The 26,178-nt window shown below is 71.4% G+C and carries 25 protein-coding genes and 1 pseudogene; 7 read left to right on the top strand and 19 right to left on the bottom strand.

Features of this window, described 5'->3' with window-relative positions; all coding sequences use genetic code 11:
- Positions 1 to 61: 61 nt before the first annotated feature.
- Positions 62 to 1,720, bottom strand: coding sequence for an AMP-binding protein (locus tag AC2IPW_RS10440; protein WP_416063395.1), 1,659 nt, complete (start codon positions 1,718 to 1,720; stop codon positions 62 to 64).
- A gap of 106 nt (positions 1,721 to 1,826) precedes the next feature.
- Here AC2IPW_RS10440 and AC2IPW_RS10435 point away from each other — a divergent pair, with 106 nt between their 5' ends.
- Positions 1,827 to 2,687 carry a helix-turn-helix transcriptional regulator gene (locus AC2IPW_RS10435; protein WP_003938988.1) on the top strand — a complete coding sequence of 287 codons (861 nt, stop codon included), beginning with the start codon at positions 1,827 to 1,829 and terminating at the stop codon, positions 2,685 to 2,687.
- A 39-nt stretch (positions 2,688 to 2,726) separates the two neighbouring features.
- Here AC2IPW_RS10435 and AC2IPW_RS10430 read toward each other — a convergent pair whose 3' ends face one another.
- From AC2IPW_RS10430 to dxr, 5 genes are all read right to left on the bottom strand, one after another.
- The gene (locus AC2IPW_RS10430; protein WP_486376823.1) at positions 2,727 to 4,568 is read right to left on the bottom strand and encodes a penicillin-binding transpeptidase domain-containing protein; all 1,842 of its coding nucleotides are present in this window, start codon (positions 4,566 to 4,568) and stop codon (positions 2,727 to 2,729) included.
- Positions 4,569 to 4,636: 68 nt separating this feature from the next.
- On the bottom strand, positions 4,637 to 5,473 hold the full coding sequence (locus AC2IPW_RS10425; RefSeq protein ID WP_003938990.1) for a GNAT family N-acetyltransferase: 837 nt from the start codon (positions 5,471 to 5,473) through the stop codon (positions 4,637 to 4,639).
- A gap of 84 nt (positions 5,474 to 5,557) precedes the next feature.
- Positions 5,558 to 6,712, bottom strand: a complete 1,155-nt coding sequence (ispG, locus tag AC2IPW_RS10420; RefSeq protein ID WP_054374016.1) for a flavodoxin-dependent (E)-4-hydroxy-3-methylbut-2-enyl-diphosphate synthase — start codon at positions 6,710 to 6,712, stop codon at positions 5,558 to 5,560.
- A gap of 45 nt (positions 6,713 to 6,757) precedes the next feature.
- Positions 6,758 to 7,975: a M50 family metallopeptidase gene (locus AC2IPW_RS10415; RefSeq protein WP_289379231.1), complete on the bottom strand. Its 1,218-nt coding sequence runs from the start codon at positions 7,973 to 7,975 to the stop codon at positions 6,758 to 6,760.
- A gap of 15 nt (positions 7,976 to 7,990) precedes the next feature.
- A complete protein-coding gene (dxr, locus tag AC2IPW_RS10410) occupies positions 7,991 to 9,154 on the bottom strand; it encodes a 1-deoxy-D-xylulose-5-phosphate reductoisomerase (protein ID WP_289379232.1) in 1,164 nt (387 codons plus the stop codon).
- Between the two features lie 142 nt (positions 9,155 to 9,296).
- On the opposite strand from dxr, the gene AC2IPW_RS10405 reads away from it, so the two are divergent.
- Positions 9,297 to 9,542 carry a DUF2631 domain-containing protein gene (locus AC2IPW_RS10405; RefSeq protein ID WP_003938994.1) on the top strand — a complete coding sequence of 82 codons (246 nt, stop codon included), beginning with the start codon at positions 9,297 to 9,299 and terminating at the stop codon, positions 9,540 to 9,542.
- Positions 9,543 to 9,620: 78 nt separating this feature from the next.
- On the opposite strand, the gene rlmN is transcribed toward AC2IPW_RS10405, so the two are convergent.
- Positions 9,621 to 10,730 (bottom strand): dual-specificity RNA methyltransferase RlmN, encoded by a 1,110-nt coding sequence (gene rlmN / locus AC2IPW_RS10400; RefSeq protein ID WP_003938995.1) that lies wholly within the window; start codon positions 10,728 to 10,730, stop codon positions 9,621 to 9,623.
- An 87-nt stretch (positions 10,731 to 10,817) separates the two neighbouring features.
- On the opposite strand from rlmN, the gene AC2IPW_RS10395 reads away from it, so the two are divergent.
- Positions 10,818 to 11,186: a LapA family protein gene (locus AC2IPW_RS10395; RefSeq protein ID WP_003938996.1), complete on the top strand. Its 369-nt coding sequence runs from the start codon at positions 10,818 to 10,820 to the stop codon at positions 11,184 to 11,186.
- A 105-nt stretch (positions 11,187 to 11,291) separates the two neighbouring features.
- A complete protein-coding gene (locus AC2IPW_RS10390; protein WP_289379235.1) occupies positions 11,292 to 12,152 on the top strand; it encodes an HpcH/HpaI aldolase/citrate lyase family protein in 861 nt (286 codons plus the stop codon).
- 31 nt (positions 12,153 to 12,183) lie between these two features.
- On the opposite strand, the gene AC2IPW_RS10385 is transcribed toward AC2IPW_RS10390, so the two are convergent.
- From AC2IPW_RS10385 to rpsB, 6 genes are all read right to left on the bottom strand, one after another.
- Positions 12,184 to 12,882, bottom strand: coding sequence for a class I SAM-dependent methyltransferase (locus AC2IPW_RS10385; protein WP_416063655.1), 699 nt, complete (start codon positions 12,880 to 12,882; stop codon positions 12,184 to 12,186).
- Between the two features lie 37 nt (positions 12,883 to 12,919).
- Positions 12,920 to 13,882, bottom strand: a complete 963-nt coding sequence (locus AC2IPW_RS10380) for a phosphatidate cytidylyltransferase (RefSeq protein WP_416063392.1) — start codon at positions 13,880 to 13,882, stop codon at positions 12,920 to 12,922.
- A gap of 2 nt (positions 13,883 to 13,884) precedes the next feature.
- Positions 13,885 to 14,442 (bottom strand): ribosome recycling factor, encoded by a 558-nt coding sequence (frr, locus tag AC2IPW_RS10375; protein WP_003939000.1) that lies wholly within the window; start codon positions 14,440 to 14,442, stop codon positions 13,885 to 13,887.
- A 28-nt stretch (positions 14,443 to 14,470) separates the two neighbouring features.
- Positions 14,471 to 15,199 carry a UMP kinase gene (gene pyrH / locus AC2IPW_RS10370; protein ID WP_003939001.1) on the bottom strand — a complete coding sequence of 243 codons (729 nt, stop codon included), beginning with the start codon at positions 15,197 to 15,199 and terminating at the stop codon, positions 14,471 to 14,473.
- A gap of 161 nt (positions 15,200 to 15,360) precedes the next feature.
- Positions 15,361 to 16,185, bottom strand: a complete 825-nt coding sequence (tsf, locus tag AC2IPW_RS10365) for a translation elongation factor Ts (protein WP_003939002.1) — start codon at positions 16,183 to 16,185, stop codon at positions 15,361 to 15,363.
- A gap of 159 nt (positions 16,186 to 16,344) precedes the next feature.
- Positions 16,345 to 17,178, bottom strand: a complete 834-nt coding sequence (gene rpsB / locus AC2IPW_RS10360; protein WP_003939003.1) for a 30S ribosomal protein S2 — start codon at positions 17,176 to 17,178, stop codon at positions 16,345 to 16,347.
- 321 nt (positions 17,179 to 17,499) lie between these two features.
- Between rpsB and AC2IPW_RS10355 the strand changes: the two are divergent.
- Positions 17,500 to 17,985, top strand: a pseudogene (locus tag AC2IPW_RS10355) (M23 family metallopeptidase); the annotation flags it as partial.
- 38 nt (positions 17,986 to 18,023) lie between these two features.
- Here the strand turns inward: AC2IPW_RS10355 and AC2IPW_RS10350 are convergent.
- Positions 18,024 to 19,424 carry a MinD/ParA family ATP-binding protein gene (locus AC2IPW_RS10350; RefSeq protein WP_486376822.1) on the bottom strand — a complete coding sequence of 467 codons (1,401 nt, stop codon included), beginning with the start codon at positions 19,422 to 19,424 and terminating at the stop codon, positions 18,024 to 18,026.
- Positions 19,425 to 19,722: 298 nt separating this feature from the next.
- Positions 19,723 to 20,649, bottom strand: coding sequence for a tyrosine recombinase XerC (locus tag AC2IPW_RS10345; RefSeq protein ID WP_289379239.1), 927 nt, complete (start codon positions 20,647 to 20,649; stop codon positions 19,723 to 19,725).
- Positions 20,650 to 20,746: 97 nt separating this feature from the next.
- Here AC2IPW_RS10345 and AC2IPW_RS10340 point away from each other — a divergent pair, with 97 nt between their 5' ends.
- Positions 20,747 to 21,907 (top strand): multidrug effflux MFS transporter, encoded by a 1,161-nt coding sequence (locus tag AC2IPW_RS10340; protein WP_003939006.1) that lies wholly within the window; start codon positions 20,747 to 20,749, stop codon positions 21,905 to 21,907.
- A 6-nt stretch (positions 21,908 to 21,913) separates the two neighbouring features.
- On the opposite strand, the gene AC2IPW_RS10335 is transcribed toward AC2IPW_RS10340, so the two are convergent.
- Positions 21,914 to 22,687: a siderophore-interacting protein gene (locus AC2IPW_RS10335; RefSeq protein ID WP_289379240.1), complete on the bottom strand. Its 774-nt coding sequence runs from the start codon at positions 22,685 to 22,687 to the stop codon at positions 21,914 to 21,916.
- 145 nt (positions 22,688 to 22,832) lie between these two features.
- Between AC2IPW_RS10335 and AC2IPW_RS10330 the strand changes: the two genes are divergently transcribed.
- Positions 22,833 to 23,069 carry a hypothetical protein gene (locus tag AC2IPW_RS10330; RefSeq protein ID WP_486376821.1) on the top strand — a complete coding sequence of 79 codons (237 nt, stop codon included), beginning with the start codon at positions 22,833 to 22,835 and terminating at the stop codon, positions 23,067 to 23,069.
- 3 nt (positions 23,070 to 23,072) lie between these two features.
- Here AC2IPW_RS10330 and dprA read toward each other — a convergent pair whose 3' ends face one another.
- From dprA to AC2IPW_RS10315, 3 genes are read right to left on the bottom strand one after another with little or no spacing between them, the layout of a single operon-like run.
- Positions 23,073 to 24,197 (bottom strand): DNA-processing protein DprA, encoded by a 1,125-nt coding sequence (dprA, locus tag AC2IPW_RS10325; protein ID WP_486376820.1) that lies wholly within the window; start codon positions 24,195 to 24,197, stop codon positions 23,073 to 23,075.
- Entirely contained in the window at positions 24,194 to 25,702 is a 1,509-nt protein-coding gene (locus AC2IPW_RS10320) for a YifB family Mg chelatase-like AAA ATPase (RefSeq protein ID WP_486376819.1), read from the bottom strand. The genes dprA and AC2IPW_RS10320 overlap by 4 nt, the downstream gene beginning before the upstream one ends.
- Positions 25,702 to 26,058, bottom strand: coding sequence for a YraN family protein (locus AC2IPW_RS10315; RefSeq protein WP_371383096.1), 357 nt, complete (start codon positions 26,056 to 26,058; stop codon positions 25,702 to 25,704). The genes AC2IPW_RS10320 and AC2IPW_RS10315 overlap by 1 nt, the downstream gene beginning before the upstream one ends.
- Between the last annotated feature and the right edge of the window lie 120 nt (positions 26,059 to 26,178).

Raw genomic sequence — 26,178 nt, 5'->3', positions numbered from 1 at the left:
GGATAAGCCCCGGCCGGCGAGGGGCGACGCGGCGTCGGCCGCGCCGCCCCACGCGGGCGGCTCAGCCCTGGCGCAGGATGTAGCGCTGGATCTTGCCGCTCGGCGTCTTCGGCAGCTGCGGCACGAAGTGCACGGTCCGCGGGTAGGCGTGCGCCGCGAACTTGCGCTTGACCAGCTGCTGCAGCTCCGCCTCGAGCTCGTCGGTGCCCTCCACTCCGTCGCGCAGCACCACGAACGCTTCGAGCACCTCGCCGCGCAACTGATCGGGCATACCGACGACGGCGGCCTCGACCACATGCTCGTGCATCACCAGCACGCTCTCGACGTCGAACGGGCCGATCCGGTAACCCGCCATGATGATCACGTCGTCGTCGCGGGCGGAGAAGTAGAAGAACCCGTCCTCGTCCACCTGGCCGGCGTCGCCGGTGAGGTACCAGCGGCCGTCCTCGGTGAACCGCTGCGCGGTCTTCTCCGGTGCGTCCACGTACCCCGTGAACCACAGCAGGGGGCTGGCGTGGGTGTCGATCGCAACCCGGCCGGGCACGCCGGGGGCGGCGATCTCGTCTGAGTCGTCGGAGAGCACGGCGCAGGACCACCCGGGCAGGGGCTTGCCCATCGACCCCGGCCGCACCTGCTCGCGCAGCCCGTCGGCCCACGCGTTGACGACGAACATGCCGTGCTCGGTCTGGCCGTAGTGGTCGCGCACGATCACGCCGAGGGTCTGCTCGGACCACGCCACGACGTCCGGGGTGAGCGGCTCGCCGGCGGACGAGGCGCGCCGCAGCGAGATCGACTCCGGCACCGGCGCCGAGTCCGCCCGCAGGCTGCGGTAGACGGTGGGCGCGGCCGCGAAGTTGGTGACCCCGAACTTCTCCATCACCTGCCAGGTGAGGGAGGCGGAGAACCCGGCGTGCAGCAGCAGGCTGCGCACCCCGGCGGCCAGCGGCGCGAGCAGCGCGTAGTAGAGCCCGTAGGCCCAGCCGGGATCGGCGGCGTTCCAGAACACGTCGTCCTCACGCACGTCCAGGCCGAAGTCCAGGTAGGCGTGGAACGACGCGAGCGCCCGCACCGGCACCGGCACACCCTTCGGGGTGCCGGTCGTGCCGGAGGTGAACAGCTGCACGAGCCCGCCGTGCCCACCGACGGCGACCGCGGCACCGCGCGGATCGTCCGCATCGTGCGAGGCCACCAGGTCGGCGAAGCTCACCCCGATGCCGGCGGCAGTGTCCTCGGCGGGACCCGCGACGACGATCTGCCACGACGCGTCGGCGGGGATGTCCTCGCCGGGCGCGAGCTTGCCGACCTGATCCGCGTCGGCGACGACGACCTTCGCCCCGCTGGCCTGCAGCCGGAAACCGATCGCCGGGGGCGCGAACGCGGTGAACAGCGGCACGTGCACGGCACCGCGACGCCAGATGCCCAGCAGGGCCACCACCAGGTCCGCGGACTTGCCCATCAGGGTGGCGACATGGTCGCCCGGCTCGACGCCGAGATCGGCGAGGGCTGCGGCGAACCGGGTCGACTGCTCACGCAGCTCACCGAAGGTCAGGTCGGTCGCGGTCAGGTCCGCCTCGACCACTGTGAACGCGACGGCGTCCGCGGGATGCCCGTCGCACAACAGCTCTGCGGCGCACGCGTCGACGGTGTCGTAGCGGTCCAGCAGTTCCCGCACCCGTGCCTCCTGTCCGGAATGCGCACGCGCGGTGGTCTCGGTGGTCATCGAATCCGTCCTCTCATGAAGCACCCCGGGGTGAACGTCCCGAGGATCGATTCCTTTATGATCCAAGTCACACGTCCGTCCCGATACCCCCGGAAAGGGGTGACCGATGGCGCCGGCCGGCACCTCGCCTCTCCTTCGTCCCCGCGACAGCGATGCACTGCGCGGGGAACTCCGTCGTACCGCGGCGGAGGCCCTGATCCCTGTGGTGTTCGCCGGGGAGGTCCGCGACGGGAACCTGCATCTGACCGAGTTCTTCGGCACCCGCACCAACGGCCTCGAGGGAGTCGTGGTGCCGCCGCGGGCCGGCCTGGGCGGGCTCGTGGTGGACCGGGCCCGGCCGGCGACGGTGCCGGACTACGGCCGGTCGTCGTCGATCACCCACCACTTCGATCGGCCGGTCCTCGGCGAGGGGCTGCGCTCGATCCTCGCGGTGCCGGTGATGGTGAGCGGCGCGGCGCGTGCCGTGCTCTACGGCGCGATCCGGGAGTGCTCACCGATCGGCGACCGCGCGGTGGGAGCCTTCGTGCAGGCGGCGCGACGGCTCAGCAGCGAGATCGCCGTCCGGGACGAGGTGGACCGGCGGCTGGCGATGCTCGGCTCCCTCGACCGCCCGGCCGAGAGCCCGGTCGCGGCCGCCCAGATCCGGGACGTGCATGCGGAACTGCGCGGCCTCGCCCAGTGCGTCGAGGATGCCGGCCTACAGCGCAAGCTGCGGGCCCTGTCGGACCGGCTGGCCGGGGCGCTGGGCGGCCCGGCACCGCAGCAGACCGACGTGGTGCTCTCGCCACGCGAGACCGACGTGCTCGCGCACGTGGCGCTGGGATGCACCAACGCCGAGATCGCCGACCGGCTGTCGGTCGGTCAGGAGACGGTCAAGAGCTACCTGCGCAGCGCGATGGGCAAGCTCGACGCCCACACCCGGCACGAGGCCGTCGTGGCCGCGCGGCGCCTGGGGCTGCTGCCCTGACCGGCGACCGGAGGGCTCTCCCGCGCCGCGCCCGGCCGGTCAGTAGCCCTCCGGCAGCGCCGCGAACATGTCGCGCGTGACAGCGACGGCGTTGTCGGAACTGCCGCCGCGCACGACGAGCGTCGCGAACGCCAGGTCCCCGCGGTAGCCGACGAACCAGGCATGCGAACCGCCCTCGACCTCGGCCTCCCCGGTCTTGCCGTACACCTCGCCCTGGTCGCGGATGCGTTCGGCGGTGCCGCTGGTGATCACCAGGCGCATCATGCCGCGCAGGCCGTCGACCATCTCCGGGGTTACCGGCGGCCGGTCCCCGGTCACGACGGTCTCGCGTCCCTGCAGCAGGTACGGCACCGGGGTGCTCCCGTGCGCGACGGTCGCCGCGGCGAGCGCCATCCCGAACGGGCTGACGACGACACGCCCCTGACCGAAGCCGTCCTCGGCGCGCTGGACCATGTCCTCGGCGGGCGGCACCGACCCGGAGAACGTGGGCATGCCCACGATGTCGTAGTCAGGACCGATGCCGAACTGGGACGCCGCCACGGTGAGGGCGTCGGGCGCCAGCTCGGAGGCGATCTTGGCGAACGAGGTGTTGCACGAGCGCGCGAACGCCGTCGCCATCGGCACGGTGCCGACGGAGAACTCGTTATAGTTCGGGACGCTGCGTTCGCCGATCGTGATCCGGCCCGGGCAGGGCACCATCGTGCCGGGGGTGGCGACACCTCCGGAGATCGCGGCGCCGGAGGTGATGATCTTGAAGGTCGAGCCGGGGGGATACTGCCCGGCCAGCGCGACGGGGCCGTCCCGGTCGGCGGCCTTGTTCTGCGCGACGGCGAGGACCGCGCCGGTCGATGCCTCGATCACCACCATCATCGCCTGGTCGGTGCGCGCGTCCACGGCGGCCTGCGCTGCCACCTGGATGGGACGGTCCAGGCTGACCGAGAAGGACGGCGCGGGTTCGGGTGGGGTCTCGGTGAGCACCCCGGTGTCGACACCGTTCTGGTTGACCGCGACGACACTCCACCCGGCCTTGCCGTCCACCTCGTCGATGACGGTCTTCTTGACCTGGCCGACGAGGTCGGGGGCGAAGGTGCGGTCGGTGGCGACGAGATCGGCCTGCTCGGTGATCGTGACGCCGGGCACCGCCGCGAGGGTGTCGGCGACGCGTTCGTAGTCCTCCTCGCGCAGCCGCACGACCGAGTAGGCGCCGTCGGCGGCCGTCGCGGTCTCGGCGATCGACTGCGCGGTCAGCGACGGGTCGAACTCGGTCAGCGCCGCCGACAGCGCCCGCGCCGCCGCCCGGACGTCGCCGGCCTGCGCAGCATCGAAACCGATTCCGTAGACGATGCCCGGGACGAGCACGTCCGAGCCGGAATGCTCGTTGACGCGGGCACGCGGGGCGGGATTGGTCCGCAGCTGCATCCGCTGCCGGTCCCCGAGCTGGGGATGCAGGTTCGATCGCGTCCAGCGCACCACCCAGTCCTCGCCGCTGCGGCCCATGTTCATCTGCCCGGAGTACCGCCACACACGCTCGCCGGGCAGGTCCCACTCGTAGACGTAGGTGACGGTCGCGGTGTCCCCCTCGATCCGCACCCCGTCGGTGTCCACCTCGAGCCCTTCCGCCTGCAGCCCCGACCACGTCGCCGCGAGCGCCTCCTCGGCCGACTCGGGACGATCGGTCAGGGCAGCGGCCGCGGCGAAGTCCCGGTCGGCGAAGTCGGTGAGGAACTCCTGGGCGGCAGGCTCCGGTCCGGCGGGTTTCGGAGTGCATGCCACGACGCCGCCGGCCAGCGCGACGGCGGCTGCCAGGATCGGCACGAGCCGGCGCGGTGCCGCGACGAACCGGACAGGCGGGACCGGGGCGCGGGTGGATCGAGTTCTCATCGCCGTCATCGTAGGACCGGTGGCACCCGGGATCGGGGAGGCGACACGGACCCGGTCGAAGCGGCCCCTCAGTCCAGCAGAACCGTGCAGAAGGTCGCGACCTGCCGGAAGCCGATACGGGCATACGCCGCGCGGGCGCGGTGATTGAAGCTGTTGACGTACAGGCTCGGCAGCCGGCCACCGGCGGTGACGGCGGCGGCGACGGCCGCGGTGCCGGTCGAGCCGAGGCCGGCGTCGCGCCTGCCGGGGTCCACCCACACACCCTGGATCTGCCCCACCGACGAGGACTGGGAGCCGATCTCGGCCTTGAACACCACGCGGCCGTGCTCGAAGCGGGCCCATGCGCGTCCGGTGGCGATCAGGCTCTGGACCCGGCGTCGGTATCCCGATCCGCCGTCGCCCGCGCACGGGTCCACCCCGACCTCCTCGCGGAACATAGCGATCGCGGCCGGCATGTAGGCGTCGATCTCGTCCGGTCGCACGCGCCGCACCAGCGGGTCGGGGACGACGAGGGGTTCCCGGTCGAGTACCAGCAGCGGTTGTTCGGCCCGCACCTCACGCGCGGGACCCCATTCCGGCTGCAGGACCTCCCACATCGGCAATGCGAGTTCGGCGCGGCCGACGAGCGACGAGCACAGGCGGGGGCCACGGGCGGCGCGGTCCGCGAAGGCGTGCAGATCGTCGCGATCACCGAGCAGCGGGACGAGGTTCGCCCCCGAGAAGCACAGCGACTCGTCGGGTCCGCCCCGGCTCCACATGTCGCCGCCGACTGCGCGGGAATCGAGACCGTACTCCTCGATCCGGCCGGCCACCATGCACGCCGCCACCGGATCGCGGGCCAGCACCCGCAACACGTGTGCGGTGTCACGGCCACCGAGAGACCGGACTCCCAGAAGCTTGAGCACGTCCCACCACCTGTCGACTGCGGATACGCAATCAGACTGCCAGAAGCCGGGGCCGCGCGGGAGTCCTGTGCCCGCCGAACCGGTTCAGCCGACCGAGACCACCGGGTTTCCGGTGCCGGCGTCGCCTTCCATCTCCTCGGCGATGCGCATGGCCTCCTCGATCAGCGTCTCGACGATCTGGGCCTCGGGCACGGTCTTGACGACCTTGCCCTTGACGAAGATCTGGCCCTTGCCGTTGCCGGACGCGACGCCGAGGTCGGCCTCGCGTGCCTCCCCGGGGCCGTTGACGACGCATCCCATGACCGCGACCCGCAGCGGCACCTCCATGCCCTGCAGGCCGGCGGTGACCTCGTCGGCGAGGGTGTAGACGTCGACCTGGGCGCGGCCGCACGACGGGCAGGAGACGATCTCGAGCTTGCGCGGGCGCAGGTTCAGCGACTGCAGGATCTGGGTGCCGACCTTGATCTCCTCGGCGGGCGGCGCCGACAGCGACACCCGGATGGTGTCGCCGATGCCCTCGCTGAGCAGCGCACCGAACGCGACGGCCGACTTGATCGTGCCCTGGAACGCGGGCCCGGCCTCGGTCACCCCCAGATGCAGCGGGTAGTCGCACTGCGCGGCGAGCTGACGGTAGGCCTCGACCATCACGACGGGGTCATTGTGCTTGACCGAGATCTTGAGGTCGCCGAAGCCGTGCTCCTCGAACAGGCTCGCCTCCCACAACGCGGATTCGACGAGCGCCTCGGGCGTGGCCTTGCCGTACTTGCTCAGGATGCGCGGATCCAGCGAGCCGGCGTTGACCCCGATACGGATCGGGATGCCCGCGTCACCGGCGGCCTTGGCGACCTCCTTGACGCGGCCGTCGAACTCCTTGATGTTGCCGGGGTTGACGCGCACCGCGGCGCAGCCGGCGTCGATGGCGGCGAAGATGTAGCGCGGCTGGAAGTGGATGTCCGCGATGACCGGGATCTGGCTCTTCTTCGCGATCGTGGCGAGCGCGTCGGCGTCCTCCTGGCGCGGGCACGCGACCCGGACGATGTCGCAGCCGGACGCGGTGAGCTCGGCGATCTGCTGCAGCGTCGCGTTGACGTCGTGTGTCTTGGTGGTGCACATCGATTGCACCGACACCGGGTGGTCGCTGCCCACGCCGACGTCGCCGACCATGAGTTGACGGGTCTTGCGCCGGGGCGCGAGGACGGCGGGGACTTCGGGCATGCCCAAACCGACGGGGCTGGTCACGTTTCGCCTTCTTTCGTAGCTACGCGGCAATTCTAGCGATGCGGGTCAGAACAGCTGGATGGGGTTGACGATGTCCGCGGTGAGTGTCAACAGCATGAACGCGCCGCCGATGAGGACGAACACGTAGGTGACGGGTAGCAGCTTCGTGTAGTCGACCGGGCCGCCGACCGGCAGCCCGCGCAGCCCGCGGATCCAGTTGCGGACCTTCTCGTACGCGACGACGGCGATGTGGCCGCCGTCGAGCGGCAGCAGCGGGAGCAGGTTGAACATGCCCAGGAAGAAGTTCAGCTGCGCGAGCAGCAGGACGAACATCTGCCAGATGCCACGCTCGGCGACCTGCCCACCGATGACGGAGGCGCCGACCACGCTGATCGGGGTGTCGGGGTCGCGTTCGCCGCCCGTCACCGACTCCCACAGCGCCCCCACCTTGCTGGGCAGGTCGGCGAGGGCCTGCGCGGTGAGGACGAACATGTCGCCGGTGAACTGCAGCGTGCCACCCACCGCGGTGACCGCGTTGTACTCGGTGACGGACGGCGGCGCGGCCACGCCGATGGCGCTGACGGTCTCCGAAGTGATCGCGCCCGTCTCGGGGTCCTGCACCCACCGCTGGGCGGACTGGACCGGCACCGGGATCGTCAACGTGCGGCCGTCGCGCTCGACGACGAAATCCACCGTGCCGGTCGCGGCGCGGGTGACGTCGACCAGGTCCGCGAACGTCGCGACCTCGGTGCCGCCGACGGAGACGACAACGTCCCCGACTTCGAGGCCGGCAGCGGCGGCCGGACCCGGCCCGCTGCACGGCGCGAGCTCGTAGCCCCCGGACTCACCGGCCTGGGTCGGTGCGACGCACGAGAGCTCGCCGATCTCCGCCGGGGTCTCCCCCAGCCGGGGCAGACCCCACGCCACGGCGAGCCCGAAGATCAACACCATGCCGAGGACGAAGTTCATCGCGATGCCGCCGGACATCACCACGACGCGCTTCCACGCCTTCTGCTTGAACATGGCGCGCTCGTGCTCGTCCGGAGCCAGCTCGTCGAGCGCCGTCATGCCCGCGATGTCGCAGAACCCGCCCGCCGGGATCGCCTTGAGGCCGTACTCGGTCTCACCCCGCCGGAACGAGAACAGCCGCGGCCCGAACCCGATGTAGTAGCGCCGCACCTTCATCCCCAGACGCTGCGCGGTCCACATGTGTCCGGCCTCGTGCAGGGCGATGGATACGGCGATGCCGAGGGCGAACAGCACGACGCCCAGAACGAACATCATCGGTGGCCGGTCCTCCTACTTCACGAGCGCGTGGGCTCGGTCCCGAGCCCAGCCGTCGGCGGCGAGCACATCTTCCACGGTAGCGGGTGCGGCGGACCAGTCGTCGGCGTCGGACAGCACCGCCGCCACCGTGCGCACGATCCCGGGGAACGGCAGGGCACCGGCGAGGAACGCCTCCGCGGCCACCTCGTTGGCGGCGTTGTACACCGCGGTCAGGCAGCCACCGCCCTCCCCCGCGGCCCGTGCCAGCTCGATCGCCGGGAACACGTCGTGCGCCACCGGCTCGAACTCCCAGGTCGAGGCGGTCGCGAAGTCGAGGGCTGGCGCCGCGTCCGCGATCCGGTGCGGCCAGCCCAACGCGAGCGCGATGGGCAGCTTCATCGACGGCGGCGACGCCTGGGCGAGGGTGGAACCGTCGGTGAAGGTGACCATCGAGTGCACGATCGACTGCGGGTGCACGGTGACGTCGATCCGGTCGTAACCGATGCCGAACAGCAGGTGCGTCTCGATCAGCTCCAGTCCCTTGTTCACCAGGGTCGCCGAGTTCAGGGTGTTCATCGGGCCCATCGACCAGGTCGGATGGGCGCCGGCCTGCTCGGGGGTGACCGACTCGAGCCGTTCGGCCGTCCAGCCGCGGAACGGACCGCCGGAGGCGGTGAGCACGAGCCGGGCCACTTCGTCGGGGCTGCCGCCGCGCAGGCACTGGGCCAGCGCCGAGTGCTCCGAGTCCACCGGCACGATCTGCCCCGGGGCCGCGGCGGCGGTGACCAGTGCGCCGCCCGCGACGAGCGACTCCTTGTTGGCCAGCGCCAGGCGTGCGCCCGTCGCCAGGGCGGCCAGCGTCGGCTCCAGGCCGAGGGATCCGACGAGGGCGTTGAGCACCACGTCGGCCTCGACGTCGCGCACCAGCCCCGTCACCGCCTCCGGCCCGCTGCGGACCTGCAGGCCCGGGATGTCGAGCCGCGCGGCGGCCCGGGCGTTCGCGACGGCCACCTCGGTGACGCCGGTGACGCGGATCTGCTCGGCGAGCAGATCGATGCTGCCACCACCGGCGGCGAGACCGACCACCTCGAACCGGTCGGGGTTGGCGGCGATCACCTCGAGTGCCTGGGTGCCGATGGAGCCGGTGCTGCCGAGCAGCAGGACACGGGTGCGGGGGCTGGGTTGGGAGTCGACCACGCCGATATTGTTCCCGACCCTCCTGAGGGGAGGCTGAATCACCCGTCCGGCGCGCGGGAGCGCGCCCCCACTTCGTACGACGGCCGGTCGTATGTCACGATTGGCCCAACAGCGAAGATCTTTGCGACCAGGAGGACAAGCGGTGGCCGGTACCGAGTTGAAGACCACTGGCGTCGACACGGCCGAGGTGCCGTCGGCGGAGTGGGGCTGGAGTGGCGAGGCTCCCCGCCTGTTCCGTTTCATGGGCTGGCTCGTCGCCCTGTTCCTGCTCGCGATGATCATCGGTAACCACAACGGCAACGTCGAGAACTGGTTCCTCATCGGCTTCGCCGCGGCGCTCGTCGCCATCCTGGTGCGCGACATCGTCCGGCGCCGGCGTCGCAGGTAGCTGCACCTCCCCGCAGCAACGCCGAAGGGTCCGCCCGGTTCGTCCCGGGCGGACCCTTCGTTTGCCGCGAGGCCGGGTTCAGTTCTCGGCGGCGAGCTGGCCGCAGGCTGCGGCGATCTCCTGGCCCCGCGTGTCCCGGACGGTGCACGAGACCCCCTGAGCCTGGACGCGACGGACGAACTCGCGCTCGACCGGCTTCGGGCTGGCGTCCCATTCGCTGCCCGGCGTCGGGTTGAGCGGGATCAGATTCACGTGCACGAGCGGGCCGAGGGCCTTGTGCAGCTTCCTGCCCAGCATGTCCGCCCGCCACGGCTGGTCGTTGACGTCGCGGATCAGGGCGTACTCGACGGAGACCCGGCGACCGGTCCGGTCGGCGTAGTAGCGCGCGGCGTCGAGCACCTCGGCGACCGGCCAGCGGTTGTTGACCGGCACCAGCGTGTCGCGCAGTTCGTCGTCCGGCGTGTGCAGCGACACGGCGAGGGTCACGTGCAGTCCCTCGTCGGCGAGGCGGCGGATCGCCGGCGCCAGACCGACGGTGGAGACGGTGACCGACCGCTGCGACAGTCCCAGACCTTCCGGCGGCGGGGCGGTGATGCGCCGCACGGCGGCCACCACCCGCTTGTAGTTCGCCAGCGGCTCCCCCATGCCCATGAACACCACGTTGGACAGCCGGCCCGGTCCCCCGGCGACGTCACCGTCGCGCAGGGCCGCTGCCGCGGCGCGCACCTGATCGACGATCTCGGCGGTGGACAGGTTCCGGTCCAGGCCGCCCTGGCCGGTCGCGCAGAACGGGCAGGCCATCCCGCAGCCGGCCTGGCTCGAGATGCACAGCGTGGCGCGGTCGGGATAACGCATGAGCACACTCTCGAGGAGGGTGCCGTCCCCGGCGCGCCACAGCGTCTTGCGGGTCTCGCCGCCGTCGCACGCCACGTGCTTGACCGGTGTCAGCAAGGCAGGGAAGAACGCTGCCCCCACCTGTTCGCGCACCTTCGCCGGCAGATCCGTCATCTTCTCCGGATCGGCCTCGAGCCGCCCGTAGTAGTGCCGGGCCAGCTGATCGGCCCGGAAGGCCGGCAGACCCAGTTCACGCACGGCCGCCCGGCGCTGCTCGGCATCGAGGTCGGCGAGGTGACGCGGCGGCATTCCGCGTTTGGGCGCGTCGAAAACCAGGGGAAGAGAGGAGGGCATAATGACCCATTATCCATCACGGCGGCGGAGCCGGTCTTCCTCGCCGAATTCGGTGTGCAGCGGCGGCCGGAGCGAGATGATCGATCCATGACCGAACGCCCCGCGAATCTGCCCGACCCGGTACCCGACCTGCCCGCCGGGGATCGGCTCGACCGGCAGGGCTCGACGAAGGCCACGCCCGATTCCGACCTCCGTCCCGCTCCGGAGGTTCCCCTCGACCGCAGCCGCGCGGCGTCGACGTGGACCGGCCTGGTCATCGGTGTTCTGGTCCTGATTCTGCTGCTCGTGTTCATCCTGCAGAACCTCGATCCGGTCACCATGGAACTGTTCGCGTGGGAGTTCACCCTGCCGCTCGGGGTGAGCCTGCTGCTGTCCGCCATCGCGGGAGCCCTCGTCATGGCCCTGGCGGGCGGCGTGCGGATCCTGCAGATCAAGCGCGCCGCGAAGCGGCGGTAGGACCACGCCGCCCAGCGGCGGGTGACGAACACAACGCACCCAATCTCGTCGGGGCGGCGACAAGAGGGCACCCTGGAGACAAGACCTTCACCCGAGGAGCCTGACGTGACCGCCCACCTGGATGCCCCCGCCTCCGCCACCGTCGCACCCGAGCTCGCCCGATCCTGGCTGCTCGTTCCGGGCAGCGCCCCGGAGCGCTTCGCCGCGGCTGCCGCGTCCGCAGCCGATGCCGTCATCCTCGACCTCGAGGACGCCGTGCCGGCGGCCGGCAAAGCCGCCGCGCGGGATCATGTCGTCGAATGGCTGCGCGGCGGCGGCCGGGCCTGGGTGCGGATCAACGACGCCACCACCGTGCACTGGGCCGACGATCTCACCGCGCTCGCCGGTGTTCCCGGCCTGCAGGGCGTGATGCTCGCCAAGACCGAAAGCGGCCAGCAGGTCGACGCCACCGCCGCTCAGTTGCCGCCCGGAACCCGCATCCTCGTACTCATCGAGTCGGCGGTGGGCCTCGAGGCCACGCCCGAGATCGCCCGCGCCGACGCAACGTTCCGGTTGGCGTTCGGCAGCGGCGACTTCCGCCGCGACACCGGCATGGACGACTCACCGCTCGCGATGGCCTACCCGCGTTCCCGCCTGGTCGTCTCGAGCCGGGCGGCCCGCCTGCCCGGTCCCGTCGACGGACCGTCGCTGACCGACGACCCCGAGGTTCTCGAGCGGGAGGCGAAGCTGACCGCCTCGATGGGAATGACCGGGAAGCTGTGCATGACCCCGGCCCGGGCACCGTTCGCCAACGCGGCCCTGAGCCCCAGTTCCGACGAGGTCGGCTGGGCCCGCGACGTGATCGACACGCTCGGCGAGGACGGCCGCGGTGTGCGCGACGGCAGTGACCTGCCCCGCCTGGCCAAGGCCAAGCGGATCAGCGAACTGGCCCGGGTGTTCCGCATCCGGGGCACCCACCACCGTTAGGTCCGCGGCCACCGGCAGGTTCGCGGCACGGTCAGGAGATCTCCAGGCCCCGGGGCTTGCGGCGCACGTGCAGCCGGTAGCGCACCGTGAGGGTGGTGCCTGCCGTGCCGCGCGCCGCGCGTTCGGCGACACGTGGGCCGAACTCGATGCCGAGTACGCGCTCGAGCGTGGCGCGGTCCGGGAAACGCCACTCGGTGTCGAGCCGGCGCAGATCGAAGCCTTGGGCGTCGAAGAATGCCTCGACTGCGGACGGGTCGTAGTGCGGCAGGTCCGCGCGCATCCATTCGCCGTACGGATGGGCGGTCGCGTCGAGATCGACGATCGCGAGGGCGCCGCCGGGCCGCAGCACGCGCATCGCCTCGGCGATACCCGCCCCGCATCCGGGGCCGAAGAAGTACGCGGTGCGGGCGTGCACGAGGTCCACGCTGCTGTCCGCGAGCGGCAGTTGCTCGGCCGAACCGGTCTGCACCCGCACGCCCGGCTGGTCCAGCGTCCGTCGGCGGGCCAGTTCCGCCAGCGGCGGGTGCGGTTCGACACCGGTCACGGTGCGCGCGGCGGCCGCGAACATCGGCAGGTGGAAACCGGTGCCGCAGCCCACGTCGACGACGTCGCGACCGGCCCAGTCGCATGACTCGCGCAACGCCGTGTACACCACGCCGTGGACGTCCTGGGCCCGGTTCTCCTCCTCGTAGACCTCCGGCCAGTGCCAGATGTTGGGGCTGGGCACCACCCCGTGCGGGTCGGACCGCTGCCTGCTCGCCACCGGCCTAGACGAAGGCCCCGAGGACGAGCCAGGCGACGAACGCGGACGGCAGGATGGAGTCCAGCCGATCCATGATCCCGCCGTGGCCGGGCAGCAGAGTGCCCATGTCCTTGATGCCGAGATCCCGCTTGACCTGCGACTCGATGAGGTCGCTCGCCGTGGCCGTGGCGGCGAGCACGACACCGAGGAGCGCACCGATCCACCAGGCGGCGTCGAGCAGCAGGATCACCGTGAGCACGCCGGCGACGATGCAGGCGAGAACCGACCCGCCGAAACCCTCCCAGGACTTCTTCGGGCTGATCGCGGGCGCCATCGGGTGCTTGCCGAACAACACGCCGGACGCGTATCCGCCGACGTCGGATGCGACGCACACGATCATCAGGCAGAACACCCGGGCGGCGCCGTCGTCCTCGAGGACCATCAGCGTCGCGAACGACGCGAGGAACGGTACCCAGGCCGCGGTGAAGACGGTGACCGCGGTGTCACGCAGGTAGTTGCGGGGCCGGCCCCGCAGTCCGCGGTCGAACAACCGCCACAGCATCGACACGACGGTGGTGCCGGCGAAGGCGCCGAGCACACCGGTGGTGCCGTAGGGCCAGCCGAGCCAGATCATCGCCTGCCCCCCGACCAGGAGCGGGATACGGGGAACCAGGACGTCCGCCTCACGCAGGCGCTTGGTGACCTCCCAGGTGGCGATCGCGATGGCCACCGCGACGACGAGGAGCCAAGCCTTGGGGGCGAACGCGAGCACGCCGATGACGAGGCCGCCGAGGCCGGCGCCCACGCCCACGGCGGCGGGCAGGTTCCGGCCGGCCCGGGACGCCTTCTTCTCCGGCTCTGCGGCAGGGATCGGATCGGGCCGGCCCGGCGGGACCTCGGTGTCCGCCTTCGCGGCTTCGGCTGCCGAGTCGGCGTCGGTGACGCCCAGGGGGAGCTGCGGATCGGACGACCCGGCGGCGGTACCCACGGTTAAACCTCCAGCAGCTCGGCTTCCTTGTGCTTGACCAGCTCGTCGATGTGCGCCACGTACTTCGCCGTGGTCTTGTCGAGCTCCTTCTCCGCGCGGGTGACGTCGTCCTCGCCGGCCTCGCCGTCCTTCTGGATGCGGTGCAGTTCCTCCATCGCCTTGCGCCGCACGTTGCGCACGGACACCTTGGCGTCCTCGCCCTTCGCCTTGGCCTGCTTGACCAGTTCGCGGCGGCGTTCCTCGGTCAGCTGCGGGATGGAGATCCGGATCAGGGACCCGTCGTTGGTCGGATTGACGCCCAGGTCGGAGTTGCGGATCGCGGTCTCGATCGGACCGAGCTGCGAGGCCTCGTAGGGCTTGACGACCACCATCCGCGCCTCGGGGACGTTGATGCTGGCCATCTGCGTGACCGGGGTGGGCGCTCCGTAGTAGTCGACGACGATCCTGGAGAACATGCCGGGGTTCGCGCGGCCGGTGCGGATGGATCCGAGATCGTCCTTGGCCACCGTGACGGCCTTTTCCATCTTCTCCTCGGCTTCGAAGAGAGCTTCATCGATCACGGCTGTTCCTCCATGTTCCGTTGTCCGTTCATGACCGTACGAGTGTTCCGATCTTCTCACCGGCGACGGCCCGAGCGATATTCCCCTCGGTGAGCAGGTTGAAGACCATGATCGGCATGTCGTTGTCCATGCAGAGGCTGAAGGCGGTCGCGTCCGCGACCTTGAGCCCCTTCTCGATGACCTCGCGGTGGGTGATCTCGGTGAACAGGGTCGCGTCGGCGTCGATCCGCGGGTCGGCCGAGTAGACCCCGTCGACGGCCTTGGCCATCAGGACCACTTCCGCGCCGATCTCGAGGGCGCGCTGCGCGGCGGTGGTGTCGGTGGAGAAGTAGGGCATGCCCATGCCGGCACCGAAGATCACCACGCGGCCCTTCTCGAGGTGCCGGCGGGCCCGCAGCGGCAGGTACGGCTCGGCGACCTGCCCCATCGTGATGGCGGTCTGTACCCGGGTGTCCACACCCTGCTTCTCCAGGAAGTCCTGCAGCGCAAGGGAGTTCATCACCGTGCCGAGCATGCCCATGTAGTCGGAGCGAGCACGGTCGAGGCCGCGCTGCTGCAGTTCGGCGCCGCGGAAGAAGTTGCCGCCGCCGATGACCACGGCCACCTCCACCCCGGAGCGGACGACCTCGGCGATCTCCTCCGCCACGGTCGTCACCACGTCCGGGTCGAGACCGACCTTGCCCCCGCCGAACATCTCCCCACCGAGCTTGAGCAGCACCCGACGGAAACCGGGACGTTCCTGGGCGTGTTCGGACATGGTTCTCCTCGGGTCGAGCGGTGGTTCGGCCCTTTCATCCTGCCTCATCCGACCCCGTGGAACCGAGACGGGGGCGCGAGTGTCCGATCGGCCCGATATCGGGTCGCCGACGCGCCTCGACCCCGCCGGCGAGCGCCGACGGGGTCGAGGAAACGAGAGGTCTAGCTGGCGCCGACCTCGAAACGCACGAAGCGCGACACGGAGGCGCCGGCCTCGTCGAGAAGCGCCTTGACGGTCTTCTTGGAGTCCGTCACCGAGGCCTGCTCGAGCAGCACGACGTCCTTGAAGAAGCCGTTGAGACGACCCTCGACGATCTTCGGCAGGGCTGCCTCCGGCTTGCCCTCGTTCTTGGCGGTCTCCTCCGCGATGCGGCGTTCGTTCTCGACCGTGTCGGCCGGAACCTCGTCGCGGGAGAGGTACTTCGCCTTCAGCGCGGCGACCTGCATCGCGGCGGCGCGAGCGGCCTCTGCGGCGGCGTCGCCCTCGCCGGAGTACTCGACGAGCACGCCGACGGCCGGCGGCAGGTCGGACGCACGCTTGTGCAGGTACACCGCGACGGGGCCGTCGAAGACGGCGAGACGACGCAGCTCGAGCTTCTCGCCGATCTTGGCGGAGAGCTCCTGCACGAGGGTGTCGACGGTCTTGCCGTCGATCTCGACGGCCTTGAGGGCCTCGAGGTCGGCCGGCTTGGCGTCGGCCGCGGCGGTGACGATCTTCTCGGCGAGGGCCTGGAACTCGTCGTTCTTGGCGACGAAGTCGGTCTCGGAGTTGAGCTCGATGAGCACGCCGTTCTTCGCGGCGACCAGGCCTTCGGCGGTGGAGCGCTCGGCGCGCTTGCCCACGTCCTTGGCGCCCTTGATGCGCAGCTGCTCGACGGCCTTGTCGAAGTCGCCGTCGTTGTCGGCGAGGGCGTTCTTGCACGCCAGCATTCCGGAGCCGGTGAGCTCACGCAGACGCTTGACGTCGGCGGCGGTGTAGTTCGCCATGGGAAGCGAGCCTCCTGTGTCTGTTGTGCGCGATGGGTGCTCGCGCGGAAGTTTCCTCTGATGCGGCTCGGTCGCGTGCGGGTGCACTGATGCGGCGCGGTCGCGTGCGACGGCCCCGACCATGATCTCAGGATCTACCGGTCGGGGCCGCGCATCGGATCAGGCTTCGGCGGAGGGCGCCGCGTCGGCGGCGGGGGCCTCGGCTTCGGCGGCCGGGGTGGCCTGCGCGAGCAGCTCCTGCTCCCACTCGGCGAGCGGCTCGCCGGCGCCGGCCTCCGGCTTGGCGTCCTTGTCGGCGCTCTGGCCGGCACGGGCCTGCACGCCCTCGGCGACGGCGGAGGCGACGACCTTGGTCAGAAGCGCAGCCGAACGGATCGCATCGTCGTTGCCCGGGATCGGGTAGTCGACGACGTCGGGATCGCAGTTGGTGTCGAGGATCGCGACGACCGGGATGTTCAGCTTGCGGGCCTCGCCGACGGCGATGTGCTCCTTGTTGGTGTCGACGACCCAGATCGCCGACGGCACCTTGGCCATGTCGCGGATGCCACCGAGCGTACGCTCGAGCTTGGTCTTCTCACGCGTGAGCATGAGGATTTCCTTCTTGGTGCGCCCCTCGAAGCCACCGGTCTGCTCCATCGACTCCAGCTCCTTCAGGCGCTGCAGACGCTTGTGGACGGTGGAGAAGTTGGTGAGCATGCCGCCGAGCCAGCGCTGGTTCACGTAGGGCATCCCGACCCGGGTGGCCTCTTCCGCGATGGACTCCTGCGCCTGCTTCTTGGTGCCGACGAACAGCACGGTGCCACCGTGGGCGACCGTCTCCTTGATGAACTCGTACGCCTTGTCGATGTACGTCAGGGTCTGCTGCAGGTCGATGATGTAGATGCCGTTGCGGTCGGTGAAGATGAACCGCTTCATCTTCGGGTTCCAGCGACGGGTCTGGTGACCGAAGTGGGCGCCGCTGTCGAGCAGCTGCTTCATTGTTACGACAGCCATGGCTGTTCTCTCTTTCGATTCGGTTGCCGCGGGAGATCGGGTGATCCCCGCCCTGGCGTCCGCATGCCCGTCGGACCCTTGCGGGACCGGCCGACGGCCAATTTCCGATGGCGCCCGGAACACCGGGCGGCGATCAGCGCGCGGACGCGCGAAGTCGATCTGCGAACACAGACCGCTCGAACAGTGTACGGCCTTGCCCGCCGGGAACCACAACTGCCTGATCAGCGGGCCGGTTCGGCCGATCTGTGGACGAATCGGAGGGTTGTCCACAATGCCGGAAAGGCTCTGTCCGTCGCCGGCACCGCCCGGCACGCTGGGCGGATGAAGATCACCGGGATCGCCGTCCTGATCGCGCTCGCCGCGCTCGCGGGGTCGGTTCCCGCCGCGGCGTCCTCCCGCGAGTTCGGCTGGCCGCTGCAGCCACGGCCGGTCGTGGCCCGCCCGTTCGACGGTCCCGAGCACGACTGGCTGCCCGGGCACCGAGGCGCCGACCTCGCCGGCCGGCCCGGGCAGCCGGTGTTCGCCGCCGGCGCCGGCGTGGTGGTGTTCGCGGGGACCGTCGCCGGCAAACCTGTCGTCTCGGTGGAGCACGCCGGTGGGCTGCGCACCACCTACGAGCCGGTGACCGCGACGGTCGCCGCGGGCCGGCGCGTGGAACGGGGGGATCCGCTCGGCTCCCTCGAGCCGGGCCACGAGGGCTGCCCCACGGCGGCCTGCCTGCACTGGGGTCTGCGCCGAGGCCGCGACGACTACCTCGACCCGTTGCCGCTCGTGCGGTCGGTGATCCGTCTCGAGCCCGTGTCCGGGCGCGGCGGCGGAACCGCTCAGCCGCGGCCGCGGCTCGGCTACGGGCGGCGGTCCGCGGCGTGGCGTCCCGACACTGCCGCGAAGTCGTCGGCAACCATGGCGGCGAGTTCGAGGAAGGCGCGACGAGTGGCAGGCCGGAGCAGAGCGAGGTCGATCTCGGCCCCCTCGGCAAGGTGTTCGTCGAACGGCACCACCTGCACGGCCCGGCACCGCGCGAGGAAGTGTCCCGTCAGTGCCTGCATGTCGATGTTGGTGGCCCCGGGCCGGGCAGCGCTGATCACCACGACGGTGCGCTCGACGAGTGCCCCGAAACCGTGGTGCTGCAACCAGTCGAGTGTCGCGGCCGCGCTCCGCGCCCCGTCGATCGCCGGGGACGCGACCAGCACGAGTGCGTGGGCGAGATCGAGCACCCCCCGCATCGCCGAATGCATGATGCCCGTGCCGCAGTCGGTGAGGACGACGTTGTAGTACACCCGCAGGATGTCCACGACGCGGCGGTAGTCGTCCTCGCTGAACGCCTCCGACACCGCCGGGTCGCGTTCGCTCGCAAGCACTTCGAGACGGCTCGGCGCCTGCGACGTGTGGGCGCGGACGTCGGCGTAGCGGGAGATCCGCGGGGCCGCGGCGAGCAGGTCGCGCACCGTGGACCCGGTCTGCTGGGGCACTCGCTGCGCGAGCGTCCCGAAGTCGGGATTCGCGTCGACCGCGATCACACAGTCCCCCCGCAGCGAGGCGAACGTGGAGCCGAGTCCGACGGTGGTCGTCGTCTTCCCGACACCGCCCTTGAGGGACAGCACCGCGATCCGGTAGTCGCCGCTGATCGGCTGCCGAACCCGGTCCTCGAGCTCACGCCGATACGTCTCGTCAGTCGATTCGCCGGGCGCGAGGATTCCGCCGGTGAGCCGGTGCACGCTGCGCCGCCAACCGGTTGCGGGAGAGCGCCGGGGCCGCCGGACCAGCGCGCCGGAGGTCAGGTCCTGATCGGACGGCCGCGGCTCCGGGGCGCCGGACTCCACCGTGCCGGCTTCCCGGCAGTGCCCTGGGGTGGAAGGCCCGGAACGGATCGACGACGGCCGGCCTTCGGGGTCGTCCGCCTCCCGCAGGGGCGACCCGGTGGCTTCCGAGCCGGGCGTCGGTGGAGGCGGCGCGGGCTCGGTGCGGGGATGCTCTCCGGGGCCGTTCTGCGCCGCGGTCTCCTCCCCGGCAGTGGTGGGTCCGGCGACGGCGTCGGCAGGTTGTGCGGTGATCACCGGTTCCGGCTCCGCCGATTCGGGGGTGCCGGGCTCGGGGGTGCCGGGCTCGGGGGTGTCGGGTTCGGCGGTGTCAGGTTCGGCGGTGTCAGGTTCGGCGGTGTCAGGTTCGGCATCGGGCGGGGCGGGAACCGTCGGCTCGACGACCCGCGCTTCGGGCACAGACGCGGGACGGTCCGAAGACGGCATGCCGAACGGGACAGACGGCACCGGGGCCGGTGGACCGGCCGGTCGGTCCACATCCACGGGCGGGGATGTGGTCCCGGATGGTCGTTGTACGGGCTGCGGAGACGGCTCCGGCTGCTCGGGCGGCACGACCGCACGGTCGCCGCCCCGTCGCCTTCCGCGGCGGCCCGCCGGCTCCGGTTCGTCCCGAAGCCAGGCAGGCAGAGCGTGCGTCGACTCCTCGTACCCCACGAATTCCCCCCGGATTGCGCAGCAGATGCGGCGGCGACGGTACCAAACCTCGGGGTCTTCGTCGCCCGGGTCACGCCCGCGGATGCGCCTGTTCGTGCGCCGCCCGCAACCGCGCTACCGACACATGGGTGTAGAGCTGGGTCGTCGCAAGGCTCGCGTGACCCAGCAACTCCTGCACCACCCGCAGGTCGGCACCGCCCTCGAGCAGATGGGTCGCGGCGCTGTGCCGCAGCCCGTGCGGCGCGAGATCGGGTGCGCCGGGGACTGCGGCTACGTTCTCGTGCACCACGGACCGGACCTGGCGCGGGCCCAGCCGGCCGCCGCGTACACCGAGCAGAAGCGCAGGCCCGGAATCCGGGCGCGCGAGGGCGGGCCGCCCGCTGTGCAGCCACGCGTCGAGCGCGGCGGCCGCGGGCGCGCCGTACGGCACGGTCCGTTCCCGGTTGCCCTTACCGAGCACGCGCAGCGACCGACGGTCGGCATCGACGTCGTCGACGTCGAGCCCGCACAGCTCCCCGACCCGGATCCCCGTCGCGTACAGCAGTTCCAGCACGAGTCGATCGCGCAGCGCCACCGGGTCCAGCTCGCGCGCACCGGCCTCCGCAGCCGCCATCACCTCGGATGCCTGATCGGCACGCAACACCGGCGGAAGGGTGCGGTGGGTGCGGGCCGACACCAACCGAGCCGCGGGATCGTGGTCGAGCCGGCCGGTGCGGGCCAGCCACGCGCAGAAGGTGCGGGCGGAGGAGGTGCGCCGCGCCAAGGTCGTGCGGGCAGCGCCGCCCGCCACCTGGTCGGCCAGCCAGGAGCGCAGCACCTCGAGGGTGAGGTCGTCGATCCGCGCATCCGGGTGGCCGGCCTCGAGGTGGGCAAGCAGACTTCGGATGTCGGTCGTGTACGCGCGGATCGTGTGGGCGGACCGTCCTCCCCGCAGGTCGAGATGCTCGGCGAACTCCTCGAGATGCACGGCGAGAGGCGGCGGCAGCGCGGTGTCCATGGCCGTCACCGTGCGCTGTGGGCACCGCCCACGCAACCGCACACGCCGATCAGGCGCCCACTAGGGTTAGTTCGTGAGTAAAACGATTCCGTTGCCGATGCTGTTCGGTCTGGCACTGCTCTCCGCTACCGCGCCGCTGGCCACCGACATGTATCTGCCCGGACTCCCGATCATGTCCGAAAGTCTCGGCACCAGCACGGTCGGCATCCAGCTCACGCTCACCACCTTCATGGCCGGCCTCGGCGTCGGGCAGCTCGTGGTGGGACCGCTCTCCGACGGGTGGGGCCGGCGTCGCCTGCTGCTGGCGGGCACCATCGTCCTCGCCCTGAGCAGCGCCCTGTGCGCGACGGCGCCGACGGTGGAGGTGCTCATCGCAGCCCGCCTGATCCAGGGCTTCAGCGGCGGCACGGGAATCGTGCTGGCGCGCGCGGTGATTGCGGACCGCTCCCGCGGCAACGAGGCCGCCCGCCTGTTCAGCATCATGATGATCATCGGCGGGGTGGCGCCGATCGTCGCACCCCTGCTCGGCGGCGTCCTGCTGGGGCCGATCGGCTGGCGCGGCATCTTCTGGGTCCTGACGGGCCTGGCCGTGGTGATGGTCGTCGCTGTGCTCACGGTCGTGCCGGAGACGCTGCCGCCCGAACGCCGCCACAGCGGGGGCCTGGCGACACTCGCCCGCAACTTCGGCACGGTGATCGGCAATCGGCGCTTCGTGGGTTACGCCGCGACGTTCGCGCTCGGCTTCGGCGCCATGTTCTCGTACATCTCCGCATCACCGTTCGTGGTGCAGGAGGTCCTGGGGATGACGCCGGGACAGTTCTCACTCGTCTTCGCCGTCAACTCGGTGGGCCTCGTCGCGGGCAACATCGTCAACACCCGGCTCATCGGACGTTTCGAGGTGCGGAACCTGCTGCGGTACGGCGTAGCCCAGATGCTGACCGCCGGGATCCTGCTGGTGCTCGCGGTCCTGGTCGCGGACACCGCCCGCTGGCTGGTGCTGCCACTGCTGTTCCTCGTCGTCTCCAGCCTGGGCTTCGTCATGGGTAACGCGACGGCGCTGGCACAGGGGCAGGTGCCGAAGACGGCGGGCACCGGCTCCGCGGTCATGGGCGCGTCGCAGTTCGGCCTGGCTGCCCTGGTGTCACCACTGGTCGGGCTCGGCGGGGAGGACACCGCGCTGCCGATGGCGCTGGCGATCGCGATCTCGGCCGCGCTGTCCATGACCGCCCTGCTCACCCTCACCCGCGAACGCGCGTGAGCGCGTTCACCGCGCTTCGGCCGTCGCGAGTTCGCGCTTCCATTCCCGGAAGCCCTCCTCGGTGCGGCCGCGACGCCAGTACCCGGAGATCGACGCACGGGCAGCCGGAACCCCGCGGATCTTGCGGACGTACGGCCGCAGGTACTGCATGACGGTCTCCGCTTCCCCATGGATGAACACCTGCGGGTCGCCCGGCAGCCACTCCGCGCCCGTCACCGCCGAGACCAGGGGCGCGTTCGCGCCGGTCAGGTCCGGTCCGGTGGCGGAGCCGCGGTGCAGCCAGGTGACCTCGACTCCGGCGGGCGTCGCGAGGGCGATTTCGTCGTCGGGGCCGGCCACCTCGAGGAACACCCGGCCCCGCGCATCCGGGGCCAGGGCTTCGAGCGCCGCGGCGACGGCCGGTATCGCGGTGTCGTCACCGGCGAGGAGGTGCCAGTCGGCGTCCGGATCCGGGCGGTAGGCACCACCGGGCCCGCGGACCACGACGGTCTGCCCCGGCCGCACGGACGCCGCCCAGGGGCCGGCGACACCCTGATCGCCGTGGACGACGAAATCGATCGCGATCTGCCGGGCCTCCCGGTCCACGGCCCGCACCGTGTACGTGCGCAGGACCGTCTCGCCGCCGGCCTCCAGCTCGAGTTTGACGTACGAGTCCGTGTGCGGACCTGGTTCGAACTCGTCGAACCCGGGGCCGCCGAGGTGGACCCGAACCAGGTGCGGAGTCAGGCGTTCGCTGCCCGTCACCGTCAGGGTCGTCGATCGCGGGGTCTTCGGGGCCACGCCCACCTCCGTATTTGCTCAGGCTTACCTAACTACTGCAGCGTACGCGTGCGGTCCGTCGGCGGCCACCGCCCCGCGCCGACGCAACACCACCGGGATCGTCCGATCCGCCGACATCGCGTCGGAATTCCGCCATCGTTGCGGTATGCGAGAAACGATGAACACCGTCACGTCGCAGTACCTGACCAGCCTCGTCGGCGCCCTCGAGGAGACGGACCGCAGGCGCGAGGCGATCGGCGCACAGCTGGCCGAGCTCGAGTACGTCCTGCTCCAGACCGGGGAGACCGAGCTCGCCGCCCAGGTGACCAGGGTGCTCGGCGACAAGTACTACAAGCCCATCCTGGCCAAAGCCGAGGAACTACGCGGGCACGACCAGTCCTGACACTCACCTGCTGCGTGCCCACCCGGCCGCCTCCCGCTGCACATGTCCTTCGAGCTCGAGCAACGGCAACGCGGCCCGCACCCGCTCCGGGAGCAGCCCCGACGTTTCCGACAGGTGCTGCACCGATACCGCCCCCGCCGCGGGCAGAGCTTCGTAGACGGCTGCCATGTCACCCGAGAGTCCGTCGAGCGCCCGCACCCAGCGCCCGTCGCCGTCGTCGGCCACACCCATCGGGCCGACCTCCTCGACCACCTCGCGTGCGGTGCCCACCAGTCGCGCCTCCTGCTCGCGGATCATCCGATGACAACCCTGCGACGCCGCCGAGGTCACGGGCCCCGGAACCGCCAGCACCGGCCGCCCCAGCCGTCTGCCCCACGCCGCCGTGTTCCGCGCCCCGCTGCGCCAGCCCGCCTCCACCACCAGAACCCCACCACCCAGCCCCGCGACCAGACGGTTGCGGGCCAGGAACCGGAACCGCGCCGGGAGCGTGCCGGGCGGATACTCGCTGACCACCGCCCCGTGCTCGGCGATCTGCCGCAACAACCCGGTGTGCGCCGCCGGGTACGCCCGGTCCACCCCGCACGCGAGGACCGCCATCGTCACGCCACCGACCCCCAGGGCCGCCCGGTGCGCCGCCGCGTCGATCCCGAAGGCCGCCCCCGACAGCACCGTCCACCCGTCGGTCGCCAGGTCCCCGGCGATCTCCGCGGTCACGTTCTCGCCGTAGCCACTGGCCGCGCGCGTGCCGACGACGGCCACGGACCGCTCCACCAGCTCGTCGACCCGCCGTCGCCCCAGCACCCACAACGCCGGCGGCGCGGCATCGACGTCCGCGCCGTCGAGACCGTCGAACGCCAGCAGCTGCCATGCCGGCCACTCGTCGTCGTCGGGCGTGACCAGACGACCGCCCAGCCGCTCCACCAGCTCGAGATCCCTCGCCGCGGAGTCGAGATGAGCACGGGCGGCAGTACGTCTGCCCAGCGCGCCACCGATCGAGCCGTCCCGCACCGCCGCCGCGACCGCCTCCGGGCCGTCCTCCGTGATAGCGGCGTTCAGGATCCGCGACGCCCCCTGCGCCACGACCGACAGATAGGCCCACGCCAGCCGACGCGGATCCGGTGCACTCATGCCGTCCCCCGATCCCGGAAATCCAGAGCCGTCGCCACGTGCATTTCTCCCGGAGCGTCGAGCCCCGCGAGATCTGCCAGCGTCCACGCGACCCGCAACGCGCGATCCGCGCCGCGCGCGGTGATCGCTCCCTTCCGCAGCGCCCACTCCACAGGTCCGAGCGCCGCGCGCGGCAGGCGGAATTTCTGCCGCAGCGCGGGACCGGGCACCTCGGCGTTGGTGCTCCACCCGTGCGCGCTCCAGCGGGCGGCCGCAGCATCCCGGGCCCGGGCCACCCGGGTGCGAACATCCTCGGTGCTCTCCCCGGCCTCCCCCATGAGCGCGCCGGTCGCCACCGTCTCCATCCGAACCCGCAGGTCCACCCGGTCGAGCAGCGGGCCCGACAACCTCCCCAGATAGCGTCGGCGCGCGGCGGGCGGGCACACGCAGTCGGCGTCGCGAGGCGGCGCACACGGGCACGGATTCGCGGCGAGGATCAGTTGGAATCGCGCCGGGTAGCGCGCGACCCCGTCGCGGCGGGCGATACGCACCTCCCCGTCCTCGAGCGGGGTCCGCAACGCCTCGAGCGCCTTGGTGCCCATCTCGGCGACCTCGTCCAGGAAGAGGACGCCCCGGTGGGCACGACTGACCGCACCGGGCTTGGCCATGCCGCTGCCCCCACCGACGAGCGAGCTGACCGACGCGGTGTGGTGGGGAGCGATGAACGGCGGGTCGGTGACGAGCGGCTGATCCGCCGACAGCGTTCCGGCGACGGAGTGGATCGCGGTCACCTCGAGGGCCTGTTCCTCCGTCAACGCCGGCAACACGCCGGGAAGGCGCTGGGCGAGCATCGTCTTCCCGATGCCGGGCGGGCCGGTGAGCATCAGATGGTGCGCACCGGCGGCCGCGATCTCGATGGCCCGCCGTGCCTCTTGCTGACCGACCACCTCGCTCATGTCCGCTCGTCCCGGCCGCTCCCCCGGCGGGCGGGGACCGGGTCGCTCGAGCGGTCCGTCGCCGCGCAGCCACAGCACCACCTCGGCGAGAGTGCCCGCCCCGTAGATGTCGATGCCGTCGACCAGCCCGGCCTCGGGCATCGTGGCGGCCGGGACCACCACCCGCTGCCATCCGGCACGCTTGGCGGAGAGCACCGCCGGAAGGACCCCGCGCACCGACCGGATCCGGCCGTCGAGCGCCAGCTCTCCGAGCAGAATCGTCCGCGAAACCGACTCGGGTGGAATCGATTCGGCGGCATTGAGCACCGCGCACGCGAGGGCGAGATCGTAGACGCTGCCCACCTTCGGCAGCGTCGCCGGCGACAGGGCCAGCACTACCCGTGAATCCGGCCAGGTGCCGCCGGAATTCGTCACCGCCGCCCGGACTCGGTCCCGGGACTCCTGCAGCGCGGTATCGGGCAGGCCCACCATCCTCACCCCCGGCAGTCCGCGGCCGATGTCGGCCTCGATCTCCACGACCTGCCCGTCCACCCCGGTGACCGCCACCGAGTAGGCCTTCCCCAGTGCCATCACAGCACCTGCCGGCGATGGGTGATCAAGGGTTCGCCTCGGGATGGGAGCAGCACCGTGACCACGTCGACCCGGATACGCCGCCACCGTCGCTCGTGGCTGGAGAGCCACAGCGCGGCCAGCCGGCGGATCCGATCCGCCTTGACCGCGGTCACCGCCTCGGCCGGCGTGCCGTACCCGAGGCCGGTGCGGGTCTTGACCTCCACGAACACCACCGTGTCGCCGTCCTCGGCGATCAGATCGAGTTCCCCGTACCGGCAGCGCCAGTTACGCGCGAGCACCACCAGGCCCGCCGACTCGAGAAACTCGGCGGCCAGGTCCTCCCCCAGCGCCCCCACCTGCTGATTGCGTCCCATCCCCGTCCCTCCCTGTGTGGCAACCACTGTGCGTCACACGAGGGACGTCCATGGCCCGCACCGGCCCGGATCACGGAATCTGTGGATGAACTTGCCGGGTGTGGACAAGTGCGGCCGACG

Source organism: Rhodococcus sp. NS-SX18 (assembly GCF_057367935.1).
The sequence above is the reverse complement of the archived record's forward strand: the minus strand, read 5'-3'. Positions and strand labels throughout refer to the sequence as shown.